The sequence below is a fragment of the Flammeovirga pectinis genome (assembly GCF_003970675.1).
Classification (GTDB): Bacteria; Bacteroidota; Bacteroidia; order Cytophagales; family Flammeovirgaceae; genus Flammeovirga; species Flammeovirga pectinis.
The window spans coordinates 374,693-398,014 of the sequence record NZ_CP034563.1; the positions used below are offsets into that span (position 1 = coordinate 374,693).

Consider the following 23,322-nt stretch of genomic DNA (forward strand, 5'->3'; position numbering starts at 1 on the left):
AAATAAATAAAAATTTAGTCATCCATATTTTAATGTTTCCGTCTTTCATTTTCTTGTATTAAGTGCAATGTTTTGTTTATGAAAAATTGTTGATATCGAAGCAATAAACTTGAGGTTGAGTACAAAGTTTGAATTACGTTAAAATCGATTCTTAATAATTTCTATAAAATCTTTGTTTTTAATTTTCATCATTTTAGCATTATTCCCAACAATAAAAAAACATATCACCGTTTATATTTTTAACTAAATAGTAAACCCCTCTTTTATAAATTATAGTTTGCTTTATAGAAGTTTTAGTAATCATAAAGAGAAGTTTATTAACTGTAGGTAAGTTGTTAATAAAGTGATTGAAATACAAATTTTTATTTTGATACTACTAATACAATCGAGATAGTTTTTATTAAAATAGTCTGATAAAGTAAAACCATCTACATTTTATGGAAATGTGTAGATGGTTTTATATTTTCTTGAAGAATATGGTTTAAATGGTCAAAAACATTTTTCTATTGAATAATAAAGGTCTCTTTACCTGTTTTTAAACCTTTAATTTCTAATGTTGCAGTACCATTGCTATATTTTGATTGCACAATTACTACTAATTTCCCATTAAATGTTTTCATCCTAGGTAAATGGAACATTTCTAATGAAGTTGGATCTCCGTTACAAACTGCTTTAAATGTTGCATTACCATTTACTTTAAATGACAATGGTAGGTTGGCAGTTGGACAAGTATTTCCATCTTTGTCTACTACTGTTACCGTTACAAAACTCAAATCTTCTCCATTTGCAATTAACGTCGTTTTGTCTGCTTCTAGTTTTAAATGATGTGGTTTTCCTGCCGTATGTATTTCTTTTGTTGCTACAATTTTATCTGTACTATCATAAGCTACTACTTTAACCGTACCTGCTTCATATTTTACATCCATCCATCTTAACCTATATCTATCAAGTCTTGAAGATTTATCTTTTTCACGAATACCTTGGCTCTTTCCATTTATAAATAATTCTGCCTTCTCATAATTAGTATAAACAAAAATTGGAGTAATTTCACCCTCTCTTCCTTTCCAATTCCAATGGGGTAAAATATGTAAGGTTTCATTATTTGTATCCCATCTACTCTTATATAAATAATAACGATCTTTTGGAATGCCTGCTAAATCACAAATACCAAAATAAGAACTTCTAGAAGGCCACTCTTCATTATAGGGAGATGGTTCTCCTAAATAATCAAAACCTGTCCATACAAATTCTCCTAAAACCCATGATTTATCATCTTGTAAAATAAAATCATCTTCGGGTATATTAGACCACGAACACGCTTCTAAATCATAGGAAGAACTTTGTAAATCTGAGTATTTTTTTGCTTTAAATTCTTCTACCGGAAATTTATACACTCCTCTCGAACTAACAGTAGATGCTGTTTCAGAACCGAGTACAAATCCTTGTGGAAATTTCTCATAGGCTTCATCATATAAATGTGTTCTATAATTTAAACCTGGAATATCTAAGATTGCACCAAACCCATTTTCCATTACAGATTTCACCTGGTCCATACCTACAGTTACCGGGCGAGTAGGGTCTTCCTTATGAAAAATATCTTGTAACCATTTCGCTCTTTTCACCCCTTCATTACCCCATTGGTCAGGTACTTCGTTCCCTGCACTCCACATTACAATAGAAGGATGATTTTTAGTGGCTCTCACTAAATTTTGAATATCTTTTTTTGCCCATTCGTCAAAAAAGCGATGATATCCATTGTCAACTTTTGGTTTTTTCCACTCATCAAAGCTTTCAGCAACTACCATTAAGCCAAGTTCATCGCATAATTCTAATTGTTCTATTGATGGCATATTATGAGCTGTTCTTATGGCATCCGCTCCCATTTCTTTCATTATTATAAGTTGCCTTTTAATTGCTGCTTTATTAACTGCAATACCCAAAGGACCTAAATCATGATGTAAGCAAACTCCTTTAAATTTTCTTTGTTTTCCGTTTAACTCAAAGCCTTTTTCAGAAGTATAAGAAATAGTTCGAATACCAAAACGCTCCGATGCTTGGTCTGTAATTTCCTCATTTTTATATGTTGTTGTAATCACTTTATATAAATAAGGAGTTTCTGGGCTCCATAATTGAGGGTGTTTTACTTGCAAAGTATTTTCAAATTGATCAGCAAATTTAACCTTCGATTCTACTGTACTAATTACTTTACCATCTAGCGTTTGTATTTCTGTTTTTACTTTATCTACAGTACCCGTTGTGTTAGTTTTAACAACTACTTTTGCTATCTCATTATCTACAAAAGGTGTTGTAACAGTAGTACCCCAATGTGCAATTCCATTTTTATTTTTTACAATAAGTTTTACATTTCTATAAATACCTGCTCCCGGATACCATCGGGAAGATTTTGGCTCATTATGTAGACGTACAGCTAAAGTATTTTCTCCTTTAGTAGTAATGTACTTTGTAATATCAAAATAAAAATAGGCATATCCGTAAGGGTGTTCTCCAACAAATTTACCATTAATGTATACTTTTGCTTCACTCATTGCCCCGTCAAAATGCAAAAGTATTTTTTGGTCATCATCTAATTTTGGAGAGGTAAAATTTAAACGATACCAAGCTGTTCCCATATAAGGTAAAGCACCTGTTCTTCCTGTTTTTTCGGTGGCAGATTTTTCTCCATCCTGTAAAATAGCTACACGTTGTATATCATTTTCCTTGTCAAAAGGTCCTGTAATTGCCCAATCATGAGGGATCGAAACTGTTTCCCATTGGCTATCATCAAAGTTATTTGTAAAAGCAGAATCTATAGTGCCTTTACTAAATTTCCAATTGTCTTTTAATAACGTTTCCGTTCTTTGTGCAATACATATATTGCATAACAGGATACCTATTATGAATGTTAATTTGTTCATTGTTTCATACTATTTAATATAATGCAATTACATTATTTTAGTATGAATAATTGTTGTAGAAATCAACCATTTTTTTTAAAAAAACAGTCCCTAATAGTATTAAGAAATCGTTTCCTGGTTATTTATAGCAAAATTATCGCTATTAAATTTCTCTTGGTATTTTTTAGGTGAAATTTTAAATTCGGCCTTAAATACTCTCGAAAAATAAGAAAGGCTAGAGAAACCAACTTGGTCTACAATCTCTGTTATATTCCCTTCTCTATTTTGTAATAACTGAGAAGCTTTCTTTAAACGATGTTTTTTAATTACATCTTTTGCGGTATGGTTTGTAGTTGCTTTTAGTTTTCGATACAGATGTGTAGTACTTATAGATAGTTCTTGACTTATCATTTCTACACTAAGTTCTGTATTAGAAATATTGGCCTCTATAATTTGCATTACTTTATTTACAAAAATTGTATCCTCATTTTTTAAAGGATTCATTTCTTCCGATTTATTAAAAATTTCTTCTTTAAAATGCTCTTCTAATTCTATTTTTCTGGTCAATAATTTTTTGATGTAAGCCTCTAATAATTCAATTTCTATTGGCTTAGTAAGGTAAATATCAGCCCCTGCTGTTAAACCATCTACTTTTTGAGAAGGCAATGATTTTGCTGTTAATAAAATTATAGGAATAGCACTTGTTTTAGGGTTCTTTTTAACCTTATCTGTGAAAGATAATCCATCCATTACTGGCATCATAATATCAGAAATTATTAGTTGAGGTAAAAACCTATTGGCTTTAACAACTCCTTCCTGTCCATTTTCTGCTACTATTAAATTGTACTTTTCTTTTAGGCTATTTCTAATAAAAGCAATAATATCCTGATTGTCATCTACCAAAAGTAAAAGTGGTTTATCAGAATTTAAATCTAATTTATAAGATGTAATTTTATTATCTAAATGATGTGTTACAGGAGATAAAGTAAGTTCTATTTCATCCTGCTCTAACTGATCTACAGGTAAATGATCTGTTCCTAAAGGCAAATCTAATGTAAAAGAAGTGCCTAAATTTACTTTACTTTCTATACTAATTTGTCCGTAATGCAATTCTACAAATTCTGCAACTAACGTTAAACCGATTCCAGAGCCATTCTCTTTTATGTTTTGTTTCTTTGCCTGATAAAAACGATCAAAAATATGCAACTGATCTTCTTCTGAAATACCAATACCAGTATCTGAAATCTTAATATTTATACCGCCTTCTTTATAAGGATTGTCTATTTCAGTTCTCGTCAATACAAAAGAAATTGTTCCTCCTTCTTTTGTAAATTTAAAAGCATTGGATAAAAGATTAAATAATATGGTTTCCATCTTTTCTACATCAACCCATAAAATTTGTTCCTCAACTTCAGAATTAAATGTATAATTAATCCCTTTACGAGAAGCATTATCTGTAAACAATAGAAATACATTTTCACTAAATTCAATAAAATCTACTTTCTTAAATTTTAAAGAAAGTTTTTCATACTGCATTTTATTAAAATCTAAGATCTGGTTAACGAGTTTTTTTAATCTCTTCGCATTTTTCTCTGCAAGGTTTAGTAACGTTAAGCTATCACCATCTAATTGTGCCTTTTTTTGAAGTTGGTGAAGTGGCGGTAAAATTAAACTAATTGGTGTTCTTAATTCGTGCGATATATTAGTGAAGTAGTCTTCTTTCGTCTTTTCTAATTCTTCTGAATGCAGCACTTCCATTTGTGTAATATGAAGTTGGCTTTCTAGTTTTAACCTGTTTGTGTACATTCTAAAAAGGGTAAATACTATTCCTAATATTAAAAATAAATATAACGCTAAGAAGATGTTCTGTAAGAAAAATGGACGTTTAATAGTTATAGAAAGTGGTTTAGATTCTGCCACCGTTTCGTCTAAATTATTTATAGATTTTACACTAAAGATATATTCTCCCGGCTTTACTTTTGAGTAAATTGCCTTATTATCAATACCAGATACTTGATGCCAATTTTCATCAAAACCTTTTAGCTTGTAGGCGTAAATATTTTTGATGGAATGTGAAAAATCTAAGCTAGAAAAATTAATTGTAAAAGATCTTTCATCATAATTAAGAATTAACTTATTGATAAAAGATATGCTCTTCTCTAATAATACTCTACCGTCAACTTCTTGATCAATACCAATTTTCTTATTGTTTATTTCTAACCCTGTAATAAGCACGGCTGATTTACTAGTTTCGTTCTTAATATCCTTTGGGTAAAAAGAAACGTAACCATTATCTCCTCCAAATAATATCTCATTGTTTTCTTTTATGGTTACACAACCATAATGAAAGTTTTTAATGGGTAATGTGTATTTAAGAGGGTAGACATTTACATTCCCTGCCTTAGCATTAAGTCGGACAATAGATAAATTAGTTATACCCCAAATTGTTCCTTGTTTGTCTTTTATACATGCTCTTACAATTTCGTCACGTCTTGTATTAATAGCATAAAATTTGGTTTGCTTTGTCTCAATAGAATATTGTATTATTCCATTTAAAGTACCTATCCATAAATTACCATCACCAGAGTTATATAAAGAGTATGCTTCACTGTTTTTAAATTTAGCATTGTATTCTTCTATCTCTATCACTTTTAAAGTAAGATCATCTACCCTAAAGAGTTTATTTTTATCTAAAAGCCAGATATTGTTATTAAAAGCAATAAATTTTTCAGAATCAGAAGTGTGGTTTTTTATTTTTTTAAACGACAGGTTTTTTAAATTTTCAACATCACCTTCTATCTTATAAATACCTCCTTCCCATGCACTTACCCAAATAGTTCCGTCTTTCTGTTGTGTAATATTACCTATGTAATTTGATTGTAAGCCAACCTTCGAATCAACATTTATAGATGTTATTTTATTTTTGTTTTCATCCCAAATACTAATTCCAGATGCAGTTCCCATCCAAATTCTACCCCATTTGTCTTCCATTAAAGTAGAAACATTATCCATTAATATTCTTCTACTTTTTATACCATTTTGGCTAAAGACTACCTCTTTATTTTTTTGTACATCTTTACGGATTACTCCATGTGTAGTGGCAAACCACATGTTACCTTTACTATCTACAAGTATAGATTTTACCTTGTGGCCTGTGCGTTTTCCATTGCTACGATATGATAACTCGTTAGCGGTGTAAGATGTATTTTGGGTATTTAATGTACTGATACCATTTAACGTAGAGAACCAAAGTGTACCATTTCTATCTTCAAAAATTTGTCTTATTGCATTATTGGTAATGGAATATGATTTTCTTGGGTTATGAAAATATACTGCATTTGTAGCCGCTTTAGGAGAAAAAATATTTAGCCCAAAATCAGTTCCTAAAAATAATTTTCCAGACCTATCTTGATAAATTTCTTTAATAACCGCGTTAGAAAATTTATTGTTTTCAGATAAATAAGAAGTTACCTTTTTGTCTTTTTTATCTATTGAAAATAAACCCTTCTCAGTACCCACCCATAAGTTAGTATTACTTCTATCTTCTTTAATATCTAAAACAAGTAGGTTAGATTTTTTCTTCTGAAGTAAAGGGATGGATTTGAAATTTTCTGCTCCTTTTTCTAAAAGATTTATCCCATCAAATGTACCAACCCAGACGTTACCTTCTTTATCTAAAAGTATACTCCTTACCATATTATGTGATAAGTTCTTTGTAGAATCAAATACTTTGTAAGTTTTATCTTTGGTATTATACTCGATCAATCCATTTGCAGAACCAACCCATAAAATATCTCCTTCTCCTTTGCAAATTGTTCTAATTTTATTGAAGGGTAAATCTACTCGGCTAATCTTTAATGTCTTATTATTTATACAACTTAAACCATTCCAACTACCCACCCAAATAGTTTCATCAATTGCTAAAGTAGACGTTAATTCGTTACTAGGTAAACTATATTCTGAAGAGTCGTTTCTAAAATATGTAAACTCATTTCCATCGTAACGCGTTAAACCATTTCTTGTTGCAACCCATAAAAAGCCATACTTGTCTTGTGTTATATCTGCAATAATATTAGAGGGTAATCCATCACGCATAGATAAGGAAGAGAAATAGATCTCTTGACCAAATAATGGTTGAAATACAAAGATTAAACTAAATAAAAACAATGTAAGCCTGCTATACATACCTTAAAAAATTATAGCCAAAAAATAGTGTAAATTTCACTTTAAAATAAAGTAAAATAGTACCAATAAGTAGTGTAGAAAACCTTCAGAATAATAGATAATTCTTAAAAGATCATGTCGTAAGATAAAGCTTAATTTTGTAATATATATTATGAATAAAGTTATGTAGTCAAAAATAGTAATTAACTACGAAATACTCCACAAAAAATAAGGTTTATACATACCCCTTATTTTGTACTTTACTCCTTCCCGGAATTCTAATAACAATTGCAATATTAGGTAGTATTAATTCGCTTTTCCTTGTGCTGTGAAGAAATTCTTTTTCTTCTTTGGATAATCATTAAAATACTCTTTCATTAACAAATCATCCTGACAACTGACTGACATAGAATATAAACGTTCGGAAGAAGCTCCCTCAACATAATCTGTGAATCTAAATACATTGATAGTAAAATGGTATAACCTACCTCCTATCGTCTGAACACCAGAATATGTTATAAATGGTAACCCATTATAAATAGTAGGATCTTCATTAGTATTGGTTAACTCATATTTATTCAATTTAATTTTTAGGGCACGTTCTAAATCTGTCACCACTCTTAATATTGTTTCTTCTGAATACCAATTGTAATCGTTACCATTTAAATTAACTGATGCTGTAGAAATCCCCGCTAGTTGTTTGTCTTTTGTTACAAGCTTATTAAATGCAATTTTCTTACCGTAAAATTCTTGAATTATGGCAGCTTTTTTTGTTTTTTCGAGGTTCATTTTAATCCCGTAAAAATTCATTTGAGCTTGTGCAAAATTGACTGTAAAAAAGAGAGTAAGAAAGAAAAAGATACTTTTCATATTATTTTTTAAGTTGATTAGTTTAGTTTTTAGACATTTGATAATTGTAGGTAAACAAATTGTTTAGCATTATTATAACAAAAAAAAGCCCCCTCATATAACGAGGAAGCTAATTAAATTGGTTAGCTAAAAGTAAGTTAGTTAATACTTTATTATACGGGTTACATGATTTCCGATTTTTAAAATATAAACACCATCAACCAAACCCTCTAATGAGAAGGATTGATGTTTAACTTCTCGCTGTAATGTCTTACCAAGAAGAGTAATTAATTGAACTACTTCTTCATTCGGTACATTTTTTAAATAAATGAAATTAGTTGTCGGATTTGGATATACGACAATGTTTATGTCGTCTAGATCACTCACTACATTTGTAATGATTTCTTCTTCAGACGCCACTTGATTTGCGCCAATATTCCAATTCCCTGTAATAGTTATTATGTTCCCAAAGTAATCTTCGGTTCCAGCATTATTTATAGCAATTCCCTTACCAATTAGAGGTGAATTTGCAGCAAGTATATAATCGTTATCAAAGACACTTCCTGGATTAATTAGTAATGGATTGATAATTAAATCGTTATCTCCTGTTGGGAAACCAACTATAGCACCAAAATAATTATTATGATTAAAGTCATTTTGCTCTTCTTTGCTATTTGCAATGAATGTTCCTTCAGTTTGAATAATATTATTCTTAAACATTACTTGTACACCTTCTCCTATTTGAAAACGTGACGTAATGTTTTCTTTTGTGTAGACTGTGTTATTGTACATAGAAATATTTTCTACAGAAGTAAGTTCATCCATCCATACAAAATACCCTTCATTATTAATAGACAGGTTATAACGGAAATTTAACGCTGATAATACACCTGATGCTTTTACCACTCCACTTTTATTTTCTAGAAGGTAATTATACTGTAATGTTATATTTCTATTCTCATTTTTAAGTAAAAAAGCGTAGCCTTCTTTAGTACCTACAATTTCAGATTTCTCAACAATAATGTTTGTTGCCCCATCAATTACTATAGCACCATCTACAGTTTCAATTGCAAGTAAACTACAGCTAGAAATTTTAATATTATCAGAATTCATTATCTCTATACCATATTGTTCACTTACAGGAGATGTCTTATTTTTAAAAGACAAGTTACTTACTTGTATATTTGTTGCTCCATCTAATTTTAATACAGATAAAAAATTGCTTACTTCTAATGTTGCACTTTCGGTTCCGTAGGTATCAATAATGATTGGGTTTTCTTCTGTTCCTTTTGCAGAAATAATAAGTTGACCATCAAAAGTAGTTCCTCCTTTAAATAAAATAGAATCTCCTGCCAAAAGTGTGAGTGCATTTACTCTATCAACTGATTTAAAAGGAGTTGAAATTGATAAACCATCATTATTATCATTTCCATTATTATCATCTAAATAATATGTTTTACTTTCTGTTCTTTCTACCTCAACCAATTCTTGACCACCAATTGTTGGGTTAATATCTTTAGGTAAAAGTGATTGCCAATAATCATATACCCCGGCATTTTTTATAATTTCTCCAGCTGATTTTGCAGGAGAGAAATAGTCTAATTTATAATCATCTGCTGCAGTACTACCTGGTATTTTTATAAGTGGATCTATAAAGGCATCGTTATCACCATAAGGCATAGCAATTACACTTTTAGCATCTTTATCTATAGGTGCAGTAGTTGGGTTACCATTAGCATCTTCTTTATAAAAGATATTATGATCAAAATCTACATCTACCTTTTCAAAGTTATTTTCGTAACTGTAATTTCTATAAATCAAGTTGGCATTTTTATGAATATGTACAATGTTATTTTTAAACATATTTTCTGTGCCATATTGCAATAAAACATACGTTGTAATTCCTTCTCCTACATAAATTGTATTGTTATAAACTTGGGTATTTACAGAACCTTCTGGGTCTAAATTATTCCCCATATAGCCCCCAATCCAAAAGATAACACCTAAATGATTACCTGTTCTCCATCCATCATTTACAGAGATGTTATAACGATAAATTGAATTTTTATTTCCTCCAAGAACTTCTACAAAGCCACCTTCATTATCATAACTGTAGTTATATTGAATAGTGATATCTTCATTTCCAATATCTATATGTGCTCCACAAGAATCTTGTTTGCCTCTTGCTGATAAAAACTGATTACGTTGGATGAGTACATTTTTGCATCTTAGTGGCCAAATTCCACTTCCTCTACCAATCATTCTCGGGTCTGAAGTATCTCCGGGATGATCAACAATATTATCTTCAACAAGTAGGTTTTCCATGTGCATAGGTACAATCCCTGCCCCTCCAATATTATGAATATGGTTATTTCTAATTACAATATTTTTATTCATAGCATACTCCGGAGCAACGGTACTCCATCTACCTCCAATTATACCTCTGTAACCAATGTCATAGATTTCGCAATTCTCTATAGTTACCCCATCGATATAAGTTTCTTTATTTCCATAGGTTGTTATCTTAAAACCGTAACCTTTATAAGCTGGGTCGTTTGCTTCGTCATCTGTTGGGTTGTTAGGATAGATATCATGCATTTTTAAATTTGAAAACTTAAAAAAATATTTGATTCCATCGGTACTATTACTTAGTGTTACTCCTACTCTTTCTGTTAAAGCATTGTCTTCTAAAGCAGTACCCTGATCATTTACGAGTTCTAAATCTTTTACTATATATCCTTGTACATTAGATAACGTGATTACGGAAGTATATCCTTCTCCATTTATTTTTGCATGAGCCTCCCCACCGTATTTACCAATAATGATTGGATTTTCTGAAGTACCAGACCCTTTAGGCTTTAATGTTCCGTAAATTTCAACACCTGCTTTAAAATAAACTGCATCCCCCCCATTTAAGGTTAATGTATTTACTTTATTCATTGATTTCCAAGCAGAACTTTCTGATGTTCCATTATTCGTATCATTTCCATTAATTGCATCTACATAGTAGTTTGATGCAAACCCCGGTAAAAAAGTCAAGAACCAGAGTAGAGCCACTGTAATTATTTTTTTCATAGTGTTAGTGTAGTTGTATTATGTAGTTTTTTTTAAAATAACTGTACAGAATATGGTTAATCACATATTTGCAAACTAGTTAATAATGGTAGTTATTATCAGTATTCGTTAGACCTTATTCAATCTTTAATTGACATTACAAAAAAAACAGATCACCACAATAATTGCGATGATCTGTTTCTATAATAAATACTTTTATGTCTAAATCCTATTCAAAAATAGCATCATAAACCTCAATAGTTGAATATTTTAAATCTACAATTGCAAAAGTATTTCCCCATGTTGTTTCAATAACTTCTACAAAAATACCAAAGAATAATGAACCTGTTTCTCCTTCAGTAATTTCTCTAGAGTAAGAAATTTCGTCTAGTTCTTCTGTTGGTAACACATATTCATTAGATGACATATTTGTAGCACCATATCCTGTTGTCCATGTTCCATTATTTTCTTCTTCTAGAGTAGTCCACTCACTAGCCACAAAACTTGAAGTAGTATAAGCATCCGAAACTCTAAATGATCTATTAAATTTAGAACCAGCACCCCATCCATGTGAATTATTTAAACCGTCTTTGTATTTTACCTCTAAAGATTTAATTTCTCCATGTGCTCCAGCTAAAGGCACTTCTAAAACAACTCCATAAATTCCTGTTGAGAATGTAGCTCCTGCACCTTGTACTGATTTAATCCAAGGGATAGAAGTTGGATGATCTGCATGAGCTCCAATAACTGTTGGTGCTGCCCATGTTGGTATTAGCATATCGTCAAATACTCTTCCTACCATTCCATTAAATGGAGGATCAATATCAACTATTTCTTGGTAACCACCTGTAATTGTTTCTGTTACAAATTCTTTTGTTACTACTTTAATAGTATAAGCATCTGCATATGGAAGAGGGTCGTTACCTGGAGAGTTGGCTACTACAGTAACAGCATACTCACCGTCAGTATAATTTTGATCTGCAGCCAATGCAATAGCACCAGTTGTTGTATTAATTGTTAGACCTTCTAAATCTGATATGATAGAGTAAGTCTGAGCTTCATTGCCTAATTGCTCTAAATTAACTTGTAAACCTGTAAAAGCAGTCCAAGGAGATACTTCAACAGAAGTAGTCGGTACACCATCTTTTGCAAAAGTCATAGCAGGCTTTTCTGCAATTGTAATCTCTAAAGTAGTATTTGGTACTACACCAATATTTGTAACTAAAGCTACTTCTAAAGAATAAGAAGTTTCTGCTGCAACTAAATTTGGTCTAAAAATCTCACCCGTTAATGAGTCTATTGTAAAACCTACATACTCTTCTGTGAATGAATATCTGAATGATGAAGCTTCTGCAGCGTCTAACTCAGAACCAGATAAACTTGGAGTACCAATAGAACCAGTTTCTAAGAACCCTACATTTTTAGATGTATAAGTCATAGCAATATCCAAAGGATTTACCGTTGTAATTAAAGTACTATCAAAATATTTATCTCCATAGGTTGTATTCACTTTTACACCAAATTGATAAGTACCAGGTGCAATTAATACAGATTCTTTAGAAAGTTCTCCTGTTAAAGAATCTATAGAAAAACCTTCTACTGGATCATTAATTAAGGCATAAGATAAGATTTCTAAATCCGAAGTTTCTAGGTCTGTAACAATTGCTTTTACAGTCTCATAAACACCTGTAAAAGACGTATTTACTGCATTTGTATACGATGGCTGTTCTAATTCTAAACCTAAGTTTACAAGATGAATTGTTGATGCAGAATCGTGTACAACTGTACCACCTCTGTAATCTGTATATACAGAAACTACGTAATCACCATATGGTAAGTCTGTAACACTAAAGTTTGGTGTATCTCTAATAATTACTTCTCCAGTTTTAGCATCGGTAGTAAATAAGAATTGTACCATTGCACTATCTACAATTGAAGTTGTAGCATAGTCCACTTCCTCACCACCAATAAACACTCTTACTGGGTATTCAATTCCGTAAGCTACATTTGTTGTACCACCAGATATAGATGGTTTTTCTGTTATAATTGTATCAGAATAACTTGTAATTAATTCTTGATAAGAAACTTCTTGAGGAGGATTAGCAATATCCGATTCAACTCCTTCTATTATCTCTTGCTCTTTAGTACAGCTAGTAAAAGCTAAGATGAAAGCTAAGAAACTATATATATAAATATTTTTCATGATCTGAAATACTTAATGTTTTTATGATCACTCAGGTAAATAGTAGTTTACCTGAGTGAATGTAGTTTTTATTAGTAACCAGGGTTTTGCTCTGATAACGCTTGATTATTCGCAATCTCTGATAAAGGAATTGGAAATAACATTCCTTTATTTGTTGTATTTAATTTAACATCAATAGCTTCATTAAAGTAGATAAAGTTATTATGAGGTTCTATCACATGAGAAGTAAAATAAGCAAAGCCTCTTCTTCTTACTTCATACCAATCTTCTCCTTCGCCAACTAATTCAAAAATTCTTTCTTGAAAAATTGTCTCTCTCATCTCATCTTGAGATTGACCTGGTTGTAATATTGGATCAATACCATTTCCAGATTGAACATCACCATTTACATTTAAATACGTAGATGTTCTAGCTCTTTCTAATATTTTTGCTAGATACGTTTCTGCTTTAGAAGTATTTCCTAATTCATTTTCAATTTCAGCAAGCATTAATAATAAATCTGCATATCTAAAGATGATAAACCCTTTAGGTGAATCTAAAGTAGTCTGTTCTCTATCTTTTATCATATGCTTTGTTAATACAGCATAGCCTAATCCCATTTGGTTTGTTTTAAGGTTTAATCTACCTGCATCATTTATTTTAAAATTAGTGCCCCAAGGAGCAATAATAATTTCACCTGTACTTTGATTTCTAGAATACCCATTATAATCTCCTAAGAAATTTCCTTTAAATCTTGGGTCATTTTCATGTGTGTTTTGATGACTAGCGTAAACCTCTGGGTTAACAACTATTCTACCATAATTATTTAAACCTTTTGTCCAGTTGTTTGGTGTAAATAATGCAGTGTAAGAAACCTGAGCTACTTCGCTATTAAAGTTCACTTCAAAAATACTTTCTTCTGTATGGTTACCATCTGCTCCAGCAAATAATGTTCTGTAATCAGAAGTTAGCATATATTGACCTTCTACTTTAGATGCATGTGCTAAAGCACTTTGCCAATATGTAAGTTCAGTACCAGAAGTTGTATCTGTTTCGTATTGAACACCAGAGATTAATACATCTTCTTCACCACTGTCTTCTGCAGAAGCTAACCACATATACACTTTACCTAAAAGCATTTCGGCAGCATATTTTTTAGGATATCCAGGTGCTAAACCACCTTCAGATAAATACTCTGCAGCTAACGTTAAATCAGCTATAATTTGTGTATAAATTTCACCTTTTGTAGACTTACCAACATATAAAGTCTCCAAATTAGTTGGTGTAGTAATTAATGGAACTTCACCCCAGCTTCTTACCAAATGGAAATAAGAAAAAGCACGTAAGAATAATGCATTCCCAACTACATCTATATTATACGCAGTAGATGTTTCTTTTACTTCTATATCTACTAATAATTGATTTGCTCTATAAACCAATGTATAATAATTACCCCAAGAAAAATCATTTTGATTCCAAGTTGGGTCTATATTTAAAGAACCAACTGTAGCTTGTAAAGATGCTTGTCTTGAATTTAAGATACCTGAATGTATTTGTCTTGTTTCATGAAATCCTTGCTTATAACCAGGGAACTCAATAAGCATAGCATACAAACCATCTAATACTGCTTTTTGTCCTTGATCTCCTGCATAGATTAACTCTTTATCTGCAAAAGGTGGCTCTTCCTTAATAGTACACGATGATAAAATTAAGAGAGGTAATAGTATATATTTTAAGATATTATTCTTTTTCATGTCAGTTGTGTTTATCAATTAGAACGATAAGTTAAAACCAAAGATGAATGTTCTTGGGTTAGGCATTGTCTGCCAGTCAACACCTAAGATTGTACCATCGTATAGGTAAGAAGTTATTTCTGGATCGTAACCAGTGTAGTTTGTGATTGTAAATAAGTTTCTTCCTGTAACATATACATTAAGACCTTTAATTTTACTCATACCAAGTTTATTTGTTGGTACATCATAAGCTAACGTTACAGTAGATAATCTTAAATAACTTCCATCTTCTAATAACCTATCTGAGATTATGTTATTGTACCCTTCAGTATATCCATATCCCACTCTAGGGTTAGTACCGTTTGGATTACTCTCTGACCAATTGTTTGTATATGTATCATGACGTACACTATTATTACCCCACATTGGATCTGGATAACCATAGAATGCTAAACCAGAATTCATGATTTGATTACCATACACACCTGTAAATAATACTGATAATGATATTCCTTTATATGAAGCATTGATGTTCATACCATAGTTAAACATTGGGTTTGGATTACCCATTGTTGTTCTATCATCTGCATTAATTACACCATCACCGTTAAGGTCAACATATCTGATATCTCCAGCTACAGAAGATTTACCATTTACTAACGGGCTGTCTTGTGCCTCTTGTGCTGAAGAATAAATTCCATCTGACTTATAACCATAGAATAAGCCTAATTGCTCGCCTACAATAAATAAGTTAGCAGGTGATTTTAAAGTAAATCCTGTTGAGATATTACCCCCTTGGATCATCTCTTTTGTCACCTCTTTACCATCTTGATAGAAAGTAGAATTTGGCACTCCTAAATCTGTAATAATTGTTCTGTTAAATGAGATGTTACCACCTACCTGAATCTTTAAATCGTTCTTATCATAAGCAACAACGTTTAACGCATATTCCATACCCTTACTTTCCAAAGAACCTCTATTTGTTAAGTAAGATCCAAAGCCAGTTGAGTTTGGAATTTGAACTTGCTGTAATAAATCATCCGTTTGCTTGTAATAAAAATCAGTCACCAATGTCACTTTATCGTCGAAGAAGCCTAAATCAATACCAACGTTTGTTTGAGCCGTCGATTCCCAAGTTAAGTTAGGGTTTTCAAAGTTCATTGGGTTAGCAGTCATTACTGTATTTCCACCAGCATCAACATATCTGCCAGTAGTGTAGTTTTGCCAAGATCTATATGGCTGTACAGATTGGTTACCTGTTTCCCCCCATCCTGCACGTAATTTTAAATTAGATACTGTATTTAATCCTTTCATCCAAGGTTCGTCAGAAACATACCATGCAGTTGATAAGGATGGAAAGTACCCCCATTGGTTATCTTCTCTAAATTTAGAAGAACCATCTGCTCTAATTGATGCAGTAATGATATATCTGTTCTTAAAAGTATAGTTAGCTCTTGCCAAACCAGATAATACAGTATACTCCGTAATATTTTTAGAATAAGGCATTATTACTGTTTTACCCAACTGAGGGAATTCAGTTCTATACGATTGATTTGCAAAATCTGCCACTCCATATACTTGATCAGTTTGATTCACACCATCATAAGTAACACCTACAGTTGTATTAATTCTATGTTTCTTTTTAAATGTTCTGTTATACATCAAAAGGTTATCCATAGTAAACGATCTTCTGCTTTGCTCAGATTGATTGTATGTTCCATTAGAACGGTCACCTCTTGAAGTTCCTGTTCCGTACCAAACTTCTCTATTTTTCATTCTAATATCAGCACCAGCTCTAAAAGTATAACTTAAATACTTATTGAACTTGTACTTCATGTTTAACGATAATTGAGATCTTAATTCTTCCGTCAAATCATCGTTTCCTAACATACGTTTTAATGGAGTATTGTTCGTATCTGCATTGTCAGTCGTTTCATCACTAAATTGACCTCCCACTAAAGGTTTTGAAAAAATTGCTTGCGTAACAATCGAAGCATTACCGCCTGCAGCTAATCCTGACTGAGATTGAGATCCATTATTGTAAAATAAGTTTGATTTAATATTGAAGTTAAACTTATCAGTTACATTTCTATTATAATTAATTCTGAAATCACCTCCTGTAGATTTAGCAACTGATTGTAAACCTTGGTTATCTCTATAGTTTGCAGCAATATAGTAGTTAGATTTTTTAGACCCTCCACTTAAAGTTGCTCCTGCATTATAACTTACAGCTTGCTTATATATTTCTTCTTGCCAATTAATTGACTCAAACTTATCACCGGTAGTAAAATCGGTCACTTCTTTAGTGTTAGGGTCAATGTTATAAACTGGTCGTAAGCCTTGGTTGAATTTCACTTCGTTAATAAATGATGCATATTCATGACCATTTAAAACAGGGATTTCATTTTGAAAATTAGAAATTGATGTATTTGCATATACCGTAACTTTCTCATTTCCTTTTTCTCCTTTCTTGGTTGTAATTAAAACTACACCATTTGCACCACGAGAACCGTAGATTGCTGTAGCAGAAGCATCTTTTAAGACTTCCATAGACTCAATATCTCTTGGGTTAATACCAGCTAGACCATTTTGAGCACCCATTGCATATCCGCCTCCGCCTTCAAAAGGACTACTCATCCCTTCACCAGCAGTAGAAATTATTATACCATCAACAACGTACAAAGGTTCGTTATTTCCTCTTAAAGAGTTAGTACCACGTATTTTTACAGAGGTTGCACCACCTGCACTACCATCATTTCCAATAACTTGAATACCAGATGAACGTCCTTGAAGTAGCCCATCCACAGTGTTATACTGTGCTTTTACATCAGTAGATTCTTCAATTTGAGTAAGTGCACCTGTTAAGTCACGCTTTCTCATTTCTCCATATCCAGTAACAACAACTTCATCCAGTTGTTCCACATTTTCTTTCATTTTTACTAAAATGCTAGTTTGTGAACCCACTGTAATGTCTTGAGGTAACATTCCAATAAAACTAATGTGGAGAACATCTCCTTTTTTAGCTTCAATCTTAAATTGACCATCAATGTTAGTAATTGAGCCAGTGCTCGTACCTTTAATGACTACACTTACTCCAGGTAAAGCCTGGCCTGTATCATCTTTGATAAGACCATTAAGTTGGAATACGTCTTGTGCTAGTAATTGTAGCGAACAAAAAAGTAGGGCTACAAAAAATAATAATTTTTTCTTCATTTTGAGAATTTCATTAATTCCCTTCCACTATTATATTATGTTTATTCTTTGTCAGATGAATAGTTTAAATAGTAATAGTAGTAGAGTGCCTGTTTAATTCATTTCAATTAAGGATCACATCAATCCTTTTCTAAGAGCCTTAAGTGTTAATTCTAAATTTTCAAAACTATTTAATTAAAAAGCTTCAATATTTTAAATTAATTAACAATTCAAATATCTCACTTTTTATTAGTGTATATAAGACACATTTCTACTGAAAGTAGTACTTATTTGACATAGTTTGTTGCAATTCTGTTGACAAGTAACAAAATAAGTACAATATTTACATTACAACGACACAAAAAATGATGAAATGAGATTACTTGAAAAGAAATTAGCACCTACAAACAAGAGTTTTGCGATATACAGAAATCAAAAGCCATGTTTAGACGAACAATGGCACTTTCATAAAGAATTAGAGCTTATTTACGTCAATAAAGGAAACGGATTACGCTTTATTGGTGATCATGTGGCTGAGTTCAATGAGGGAGAATTGGTTTTAGTAGGCTCAAATTTACCTCATCTTTGGAAAAACTCTCCAGAATACTACAACAACTTAGGTTTAGCTACTGATTCTTTGATTCTTCAATTTGACCCTAAGTTTCTTGGAGATACTTTTTTACAAATGCATGAGTCTGTTTCTTTACGCAAACTTTTAAGCAGAGCAAAAAATGGTATTGAATTTAGAAATGAAAAAGTAAAGAAAGAAATCTTTAAGCACCTTGTAGATTTACAAACATCTCAGGGGTTTGAAAGTATGCAAACTGTACTACAAATTCTACACAAATTATCAATAGAAGAAGATATCAATATTTTTGTTAGTAGCGGATTTAGTGAAGACATTAATGATAAGGATTCTAAGCGATTAGATAAAGTCTACCAATTTGTATTAGAAAATTTCCATAGAGATATCCAACTTTCAGAAGTGGCAGAACTATCTTTCTTAGGTATTTCTCCTTTTTGTAGATTCTTTAAGAAAAGAACACATAAACCCTTCTCACAATTTCTAAATGAGGTAAGAGTTGGGCATGCTTGTAAACTACTAATTACTAATGAATTATCAATTAGTCAGATTACTTATAGTTGTGGGTTTAATTCCCAAACTAACTTTAATAGACAGTTTAAAAAGATTAAGAATGTAAGTCCTAGAGACTACCAGAAAATTCATTTAAACAGAAATTAAGAAATAGAGATAGTAACGTTTAAGGTAAATTAAATATTTGAGCAGTAGATAAAACATTTCATAACTATTATTGATCTACTCCTAATGTATATTTGTGATTTGAAAAGTACATTATAGCAAATAATTAATTTTTAATTGGTGATATTTTTTTCAAGATGATATTAGTAATTGAATATACTTTAAAACTCTATGAAAAAGATAATACTCGTTCTATCACTATTTACCTTTTGTATTCTAAATGCAAATGCTCAGCTAGTTTTAGTAGTTCAGGCAGTAGCCTCTTCAATAAAAACTCCAAACCAGCTTGATAATGTTACTTTCTATACAGAAGGTGATTCTATTGTTGTTCCTGTTACAAAATTAAAAAAAGAAAAAGTAGCTAGTTTTGACAGTGTTAAGGTGCAAACTTTATATTCTGCTCAGCGTGTGGCAAAAATATATGGAGATAGCATTCAAGTTAGTGCTGTTCCAGAAGATGCTCTTTATTATGAGCATACTAAAAAATATAGAAATGCAAGAATGTCTACAATGTTTGCCGTATCTGGTTGGACACTTGTGTTACTTAATCCTTACTTCTTAATTGTGGCTCCTCTACCTACCATTCAGGCAATCACTAGAGACAAGACTGTAGATAAAGCCTACGTTATGAATGGAAAAGAATGGAGAACATTTAAAAAGGAATATAAAGCGTATAAAAAATCATTCAAAGGCAAAAAAGAAATTTCTAATGAAGAGAATGTCGGTTACGCAAAAATATAAAAACAGTTTACTACTAAAAAAGGTGATTATGAATGCTACTGTTGCTCCATAATCACCTTTTTCTATAATAAATGTGTGTGTTTGCTTAATGTAATTTCCAACTTTTGAATCTGTTATACATCTCTTTAGAAAGATGGCCTGAGAACAGAATACAAACAAAAGTGATAACCAAAAATAAGATTGATAAAAAATCACTTTGAACTTCGCTATACATACTATCGATATTAACAACCAAAAGTAGTAACAGAAGGGTAAAAACTACAGTCAAAACTCCGAGAAAAACGGAGGAAAAAAATTGAAATTTTCTTTTCATAGGATTTGTTTGTTATTTTAAAGTCCAACCACATAGAGAATGAAATGAGAATTGGAATTCAAAAAGTTATGTCAAATTTTTCAAGCTAGTATATTAAAGTTGTATGCAAAACTAATTGCTTACATAACAAACATAATAAGAATTATTTGCATTAAAAAATGTTACAGTTTAACTTATTGTTACACAAACACAGTATTCTATAAAAATAATTATATTTTCTTTCCTAAAAAGACATTTACTCCTTTTTCTTGAGGGTTACCATCTATACGTCTCCAACTAAGTATCTGACCTACATGTGTTAATGCATCGGCAATTTGCCCATTTAAAAGGTACCAAAAGGGATAATTCTGTGCTGAACCCATGTAATTATAGTTCTCTAAATCGTCCGGATCCATTCCTTTAAGACGCGTGCTTGTATCCCAATACAGTGCTAATGTTTCTGCTCTTAAATCTTTAAATTCTGATAATTCTTTTTTCTTAAAATTTCCTCCTAAAACTTTATTAGTACCGTAAGCAAGGTCATAAATATGACCAATTAAGCCAATCATATCTCTACTTCCTTCTACAGGACAGAATTTTAAATTTGAAGATGTGAGGCCATTTGTAGCCCAATAATACCTAAACCCGAGCCCATCAATCATTCTTGAAATAATGTTAGTCCCGTTAATTTTATCAGGTATTGGAGGTATCTCTTTAAAAGGAAGTTCTTGCATAATTTTGATGTTGTATAGGTTTAATTCTTGATCTAAAATAGTATATAAATTAGCTTAAGTTTTTCAGCCAATTTGCTAGACGGATAAACATAAATGCTAGCCATCCTAAAAACAAAACAGAAAAAATACCGTCTAAAATACTATTTCCATTAAAGTTATATGCCAAAACTGGCAATGCAATTAGAATTACAGTATATGCAATTCCATAATATAAATCTTTCATTCAATCTTTTATTATTTTCTATACAAATATAATAGCGGAGATTATGAATGCATTAAAAATTATACTTTTTATAGATTTCAATCAAAAATACCTCATTAAAAAAATAAACTTCGTTTTCAAATCAGATACTTGTATTGAAATTGTGGATATTTACCTCTTTAATTATCACATTATTTAATATATAAACGAAGCTAAAACGTGATCAATCTAAAGTTTCAGTATAAATACTTTCTTCCAATTCTCATATTAAAAGATAAAATTGACCCCTACAATATAATTTAGAAAGGTCAATTTAAAGGTGAAATCATATCTAATTTACTACGTAATATATAAAATACAACAATACAAAAAGACTAGTAAACAGGTGTCTACTAGCCTTTTGAGTATCGCTTATATCAGAATTTTCTTATGCTAAAGTAGGCTCCTGAACACCTTTAATTTCTGCTTTAATATGAGCAAAATGTGCTTCTAATTCTAGTTCTTTACCAGGTTGTATAAGTGCTTTATCGAACAATGATCCACCCATGCCAACACCTACGGCACCAACTTTAAAGAATTCGCCAATGTTTTTCTTATCTACTCCACCTGTTGGTAAAAGTTTAATTGTATTTAAAGGTGCCAATACATCTTTAATGTAACCAACTCCAAACTGTGAACAAGGGAATACTTTTACTGCATCTGCTCCTAAAGTCCATGCTTTGTAAATTTCTGTAGGTGTTAACGCACCCGGAAAAATTGGTAAACCTAATGCTTTACAAGGAGCAAAAATTTCTTCATTTATAATAGGTGTAACAATAAATTGTGCTCCGGCATCTGCTGCTTTCTGAAGGTCTTCTAAAGAACAAACAGTACCTGCACCTACATTAATTTGAGGATAAACACTTCGCATTTCTGCAATTAAGTCAGTTGCTCCTTCAGTATTCATTGTAATTTCTACTGTAGAAAAACCTGCTTTAATATATATAGGAATAATACGGTGGATAGTATCTATTGTAACTCCACGCATAATACCAACTACGGGTGCATCGTTAAATGCATCCCAAGAAAATGAATTATTTTTCATATGATTCTAAAATTTTACGCTGACCTATCAGCAATGCTTTTTCGAGTACTTCTTCTTCTATGAAGTTTAAACGACTATTATCGTCTAAAATTTCTTCTAAAGCTAATTTATATAAGTCGCCAAGTGTACCGTTTGCAGCTACACTAATAGTAGAATCATCATTATTGAGGTAGGCCAATTCGTCTCCAATCAATAGTCCACTTAAGAAAAAGTAGTTTTCTTGTTTTGTTGCATTCTTCATTAAATCTTTTGCCCTAATAGAGAACAAAGAGGCCGTAAATCCTTCCGCTCCTTTCTTCACCCCTTCAATAAAAGATTTCTCAAACTTTTTAGAGTAGTCTGTTTTTTCCAACGAAGATTTTAAAATACTTTGAGAAGAAATGATCTCAAATAATTCGCCTGTCATAAATGTTTTAAAGTCATCATAAGATGCTTTTTCGTAATGTAGGTGTTTGCTATGTGTTCCTGGAAGAAGTAACACACCCGTCTTTTCTATCGGTAGAAATTCTGATAAACCAACTGCCTGAATTTCTTCTCCACGCATTACATCTTCTTTAGTTTTTGCTCCTGATACTAATAATATCTGCAGTTTTTTACTAAGTGAAATTGATCTGCTAAAGAGGTTTTTTCCGTAGGCATCAAAAGGCATTGCAGAATATCCTAACTCTCTCATACCAATTGATGAAGACGCCATTCCTGAAGCTACAACTACATTTTCCCCTTCCAGAGAAGTTACTTCTTTTAGTTGTTCTGTTAGATAATCAGAAAAAAATCTATCTTGATTTAGCCTTTTTTGAGATTGAAATTCACTGTAAAGCTTTTTCACTCCCTTATCAGTTTTGTGCTCATCGAGTACTTCTAATGTGTCTGTCTTGATTAAACGAAGACGAAAATTAGAAGTACCCCAATCACAACTGATAAACTTTTCTGGTAAGCTCAT

At 31.5% G+C, this 23,322-nt stretch carries 13 protein-coding genes; 2 read left to right on the top strand and 11 right to left on the bottom strand.

Annotation, left to right across the window (positions count from 1 at the left end; genetic code table 11):
• Positions 1 to 503: 503 nt before the first annotated feature.
• The 7 genes from EI427_RS21900 to EI427_RS21930 all read right to left on the bottom strand — a co-directional run bounded on the left by EI427_RS21900 (position 504) and on the right by EI427_RS21930 (position 18,089).
• Positions 504 to 2,915 (bottom strand): glycoside hydrolase family 2 TIM barrel-domain containing protein, encoded by a 2,412-nt coding sequence (locus EI427_RS21900; RefSeq protein WP_126619041.1) that lies wholly within the window; start codon positions 2,913 to 2,915, stop codon positions 504 to 506.
• A gap of 99 nt (positions 2,916 to 3,014) precedes the next feature.
• Entirely contained in the window at positions 3,015 to 7,079 is a 4,065-nt protein-coding gene (locus EI427_RS21905; RefSeq protein ID WP_126619043.1) for a two-component regulator propeller domain-containing protein, read from the bottom strand.
• A 285-nt stretch (positions 7,080 to 7,364) separates the two neighbouring features.
• Complete coding sequence (locus EI427_RS21910) at positions 7,365 to 7,847, bottom strand: hypothetical protein (protein WP_170178573.1); 483 nt, start codon at positions 7,845 to 7,847, stop codon at positions 7,365 to 7,367.
• A 222-nt stretch (positions 7,848 to 8,069) separates the two neighbouring features.
• On the bottom strand, positions 8,070 to 10,982 hold the full coding sequence (locus EI427_RS21915; RefSeq protein ID WP_126619047.1) for a right-handed parallel beta-helix repeat-containing protein: 2,913 nt from the start codon (positions 10,980 to 10,982) through the stop codon (positions 8,070 to 8,072).
• Between the two features lie 208 nt (positions 10,983 to 11,190).
• Positions 11,191 to 13,164 (bottom strand): hypothetical protein, encoded by a 1,974-nt coding sequence (locus EI427_RS21920; RefSeq protein WP_126619050.1) that lies wholly within the window; start codon positions 13,162 to 13,164, stop codon positions 11,191 to 11,193.
• Between the two features lie 71 nt (positions 13,165 to 13,235).
• Positions 13,236 to 14,897, bottom strand: coding sequence for a RagB/SusD family nutrient uptake outer membrane protein (locus EI427_RS21925; protein WP_126619052.1), 1,662 nt, complete (start codon positions 14,895 to 14,897; stop codon positions 13,236 to 13,238).
• An 18-nt stretch (positions 14,898 to 14,915) separates the two neighbouring features.
• Positions 14,916 to 18,089, bottom strand: coding sequence for a SusC/RagA family TonB-linked outer membrane protein (locus EI427_RS21930; RefSeq protein ID WP_126619054.1), 3,174 nt, complete (start codon positions 18,087 to 18,089; stop codon positions 14,916 to 14,918).
• 352 nt (positions 18,090 to 18,441) lie between these two features.
• On the opposite strand from EI427_RS21930, the gene EI427_RS21935 reads away from it, so the two are divergent.
• Positions 18,442 to 19,311, top strand: a complete 870-nt coding sequence (locus tag EI427_RS21935) for an AraC family transcriptional regulator (RefSeq protein ID WP_126619056.1) — start codon at positions 18,442 to 18,444, stop codon at positions 19,309 to 19,311.
• Between the two features lie 189 nt (positions 19,312 to 19,500).
• On the top strand, positions 19,501 to 20,070 hold the full coding sequence (locus EI427_RS21940; protein ID WP_126619058.1) for a hypothetical protein: 570 nt from the start codon (positions 19,501 to 19,503) through the stop codon (positions 20,068 to 20,070).
• 522 nt (positions 20,071 to 20,592) lie between these two features.
• Here EI427_RS21940 and EI427_RS21945 read toward each other — a convergent pair.
• From EI427_RS21945 to EI427_RS21955, 4 genes are all read right to left on the bottom strand, one after another.
• A complete protein-coding gene (locus EI427_RS21945) occupies positions 20,593 to 21,096 on the bottom strand; it encodes a hypothetical protein (protein WP_126619060.1) in 504 nt (167 codons plus the stop codon).
• A gap of 49 nt (positions 21,097 to 21,145) precedes the next feature.
• Entirely contained in the window at positions 21,146 to 21,319 is a 174-nt protein-coding gene (locus EI427_RS25985; protein ID WP_155523311.1) for a hypothetical protein, read from the bottom strand.
• Between the two features lie 406 nt (positions 21,320 to 21,725).
• Positions 21,726 to 22,382 (bottom strand): bifunctional 4-hydroxy-2-oxoglutarate aldolase/2-dehydro-3-deoxy-phosphogluconate aldolase, encoded by a 657-nt coding sequence (locus tag EI427_RS21950; protein ID WP_126619062.1) that lies wholly within the window; start codon positions 22,380 to 22,382, stop codon positions 21,726 to 21,728.
• On the bottom strand, positions 22,372 to 23,322 hold the full coding sequence (locus tag EI427_RS21955; protein WP_126619064.1) for a 2-dehydro-3-deoxygalactonokinase: 951 nt from the start codon (positions 23,320 to 23,322) through the stop codon (positions 22,372 to 22,374). The genes EI427_RS21950 and EI427_RS21955 overlap by 11 nt, the downstream gene beginning before the upstream one ends.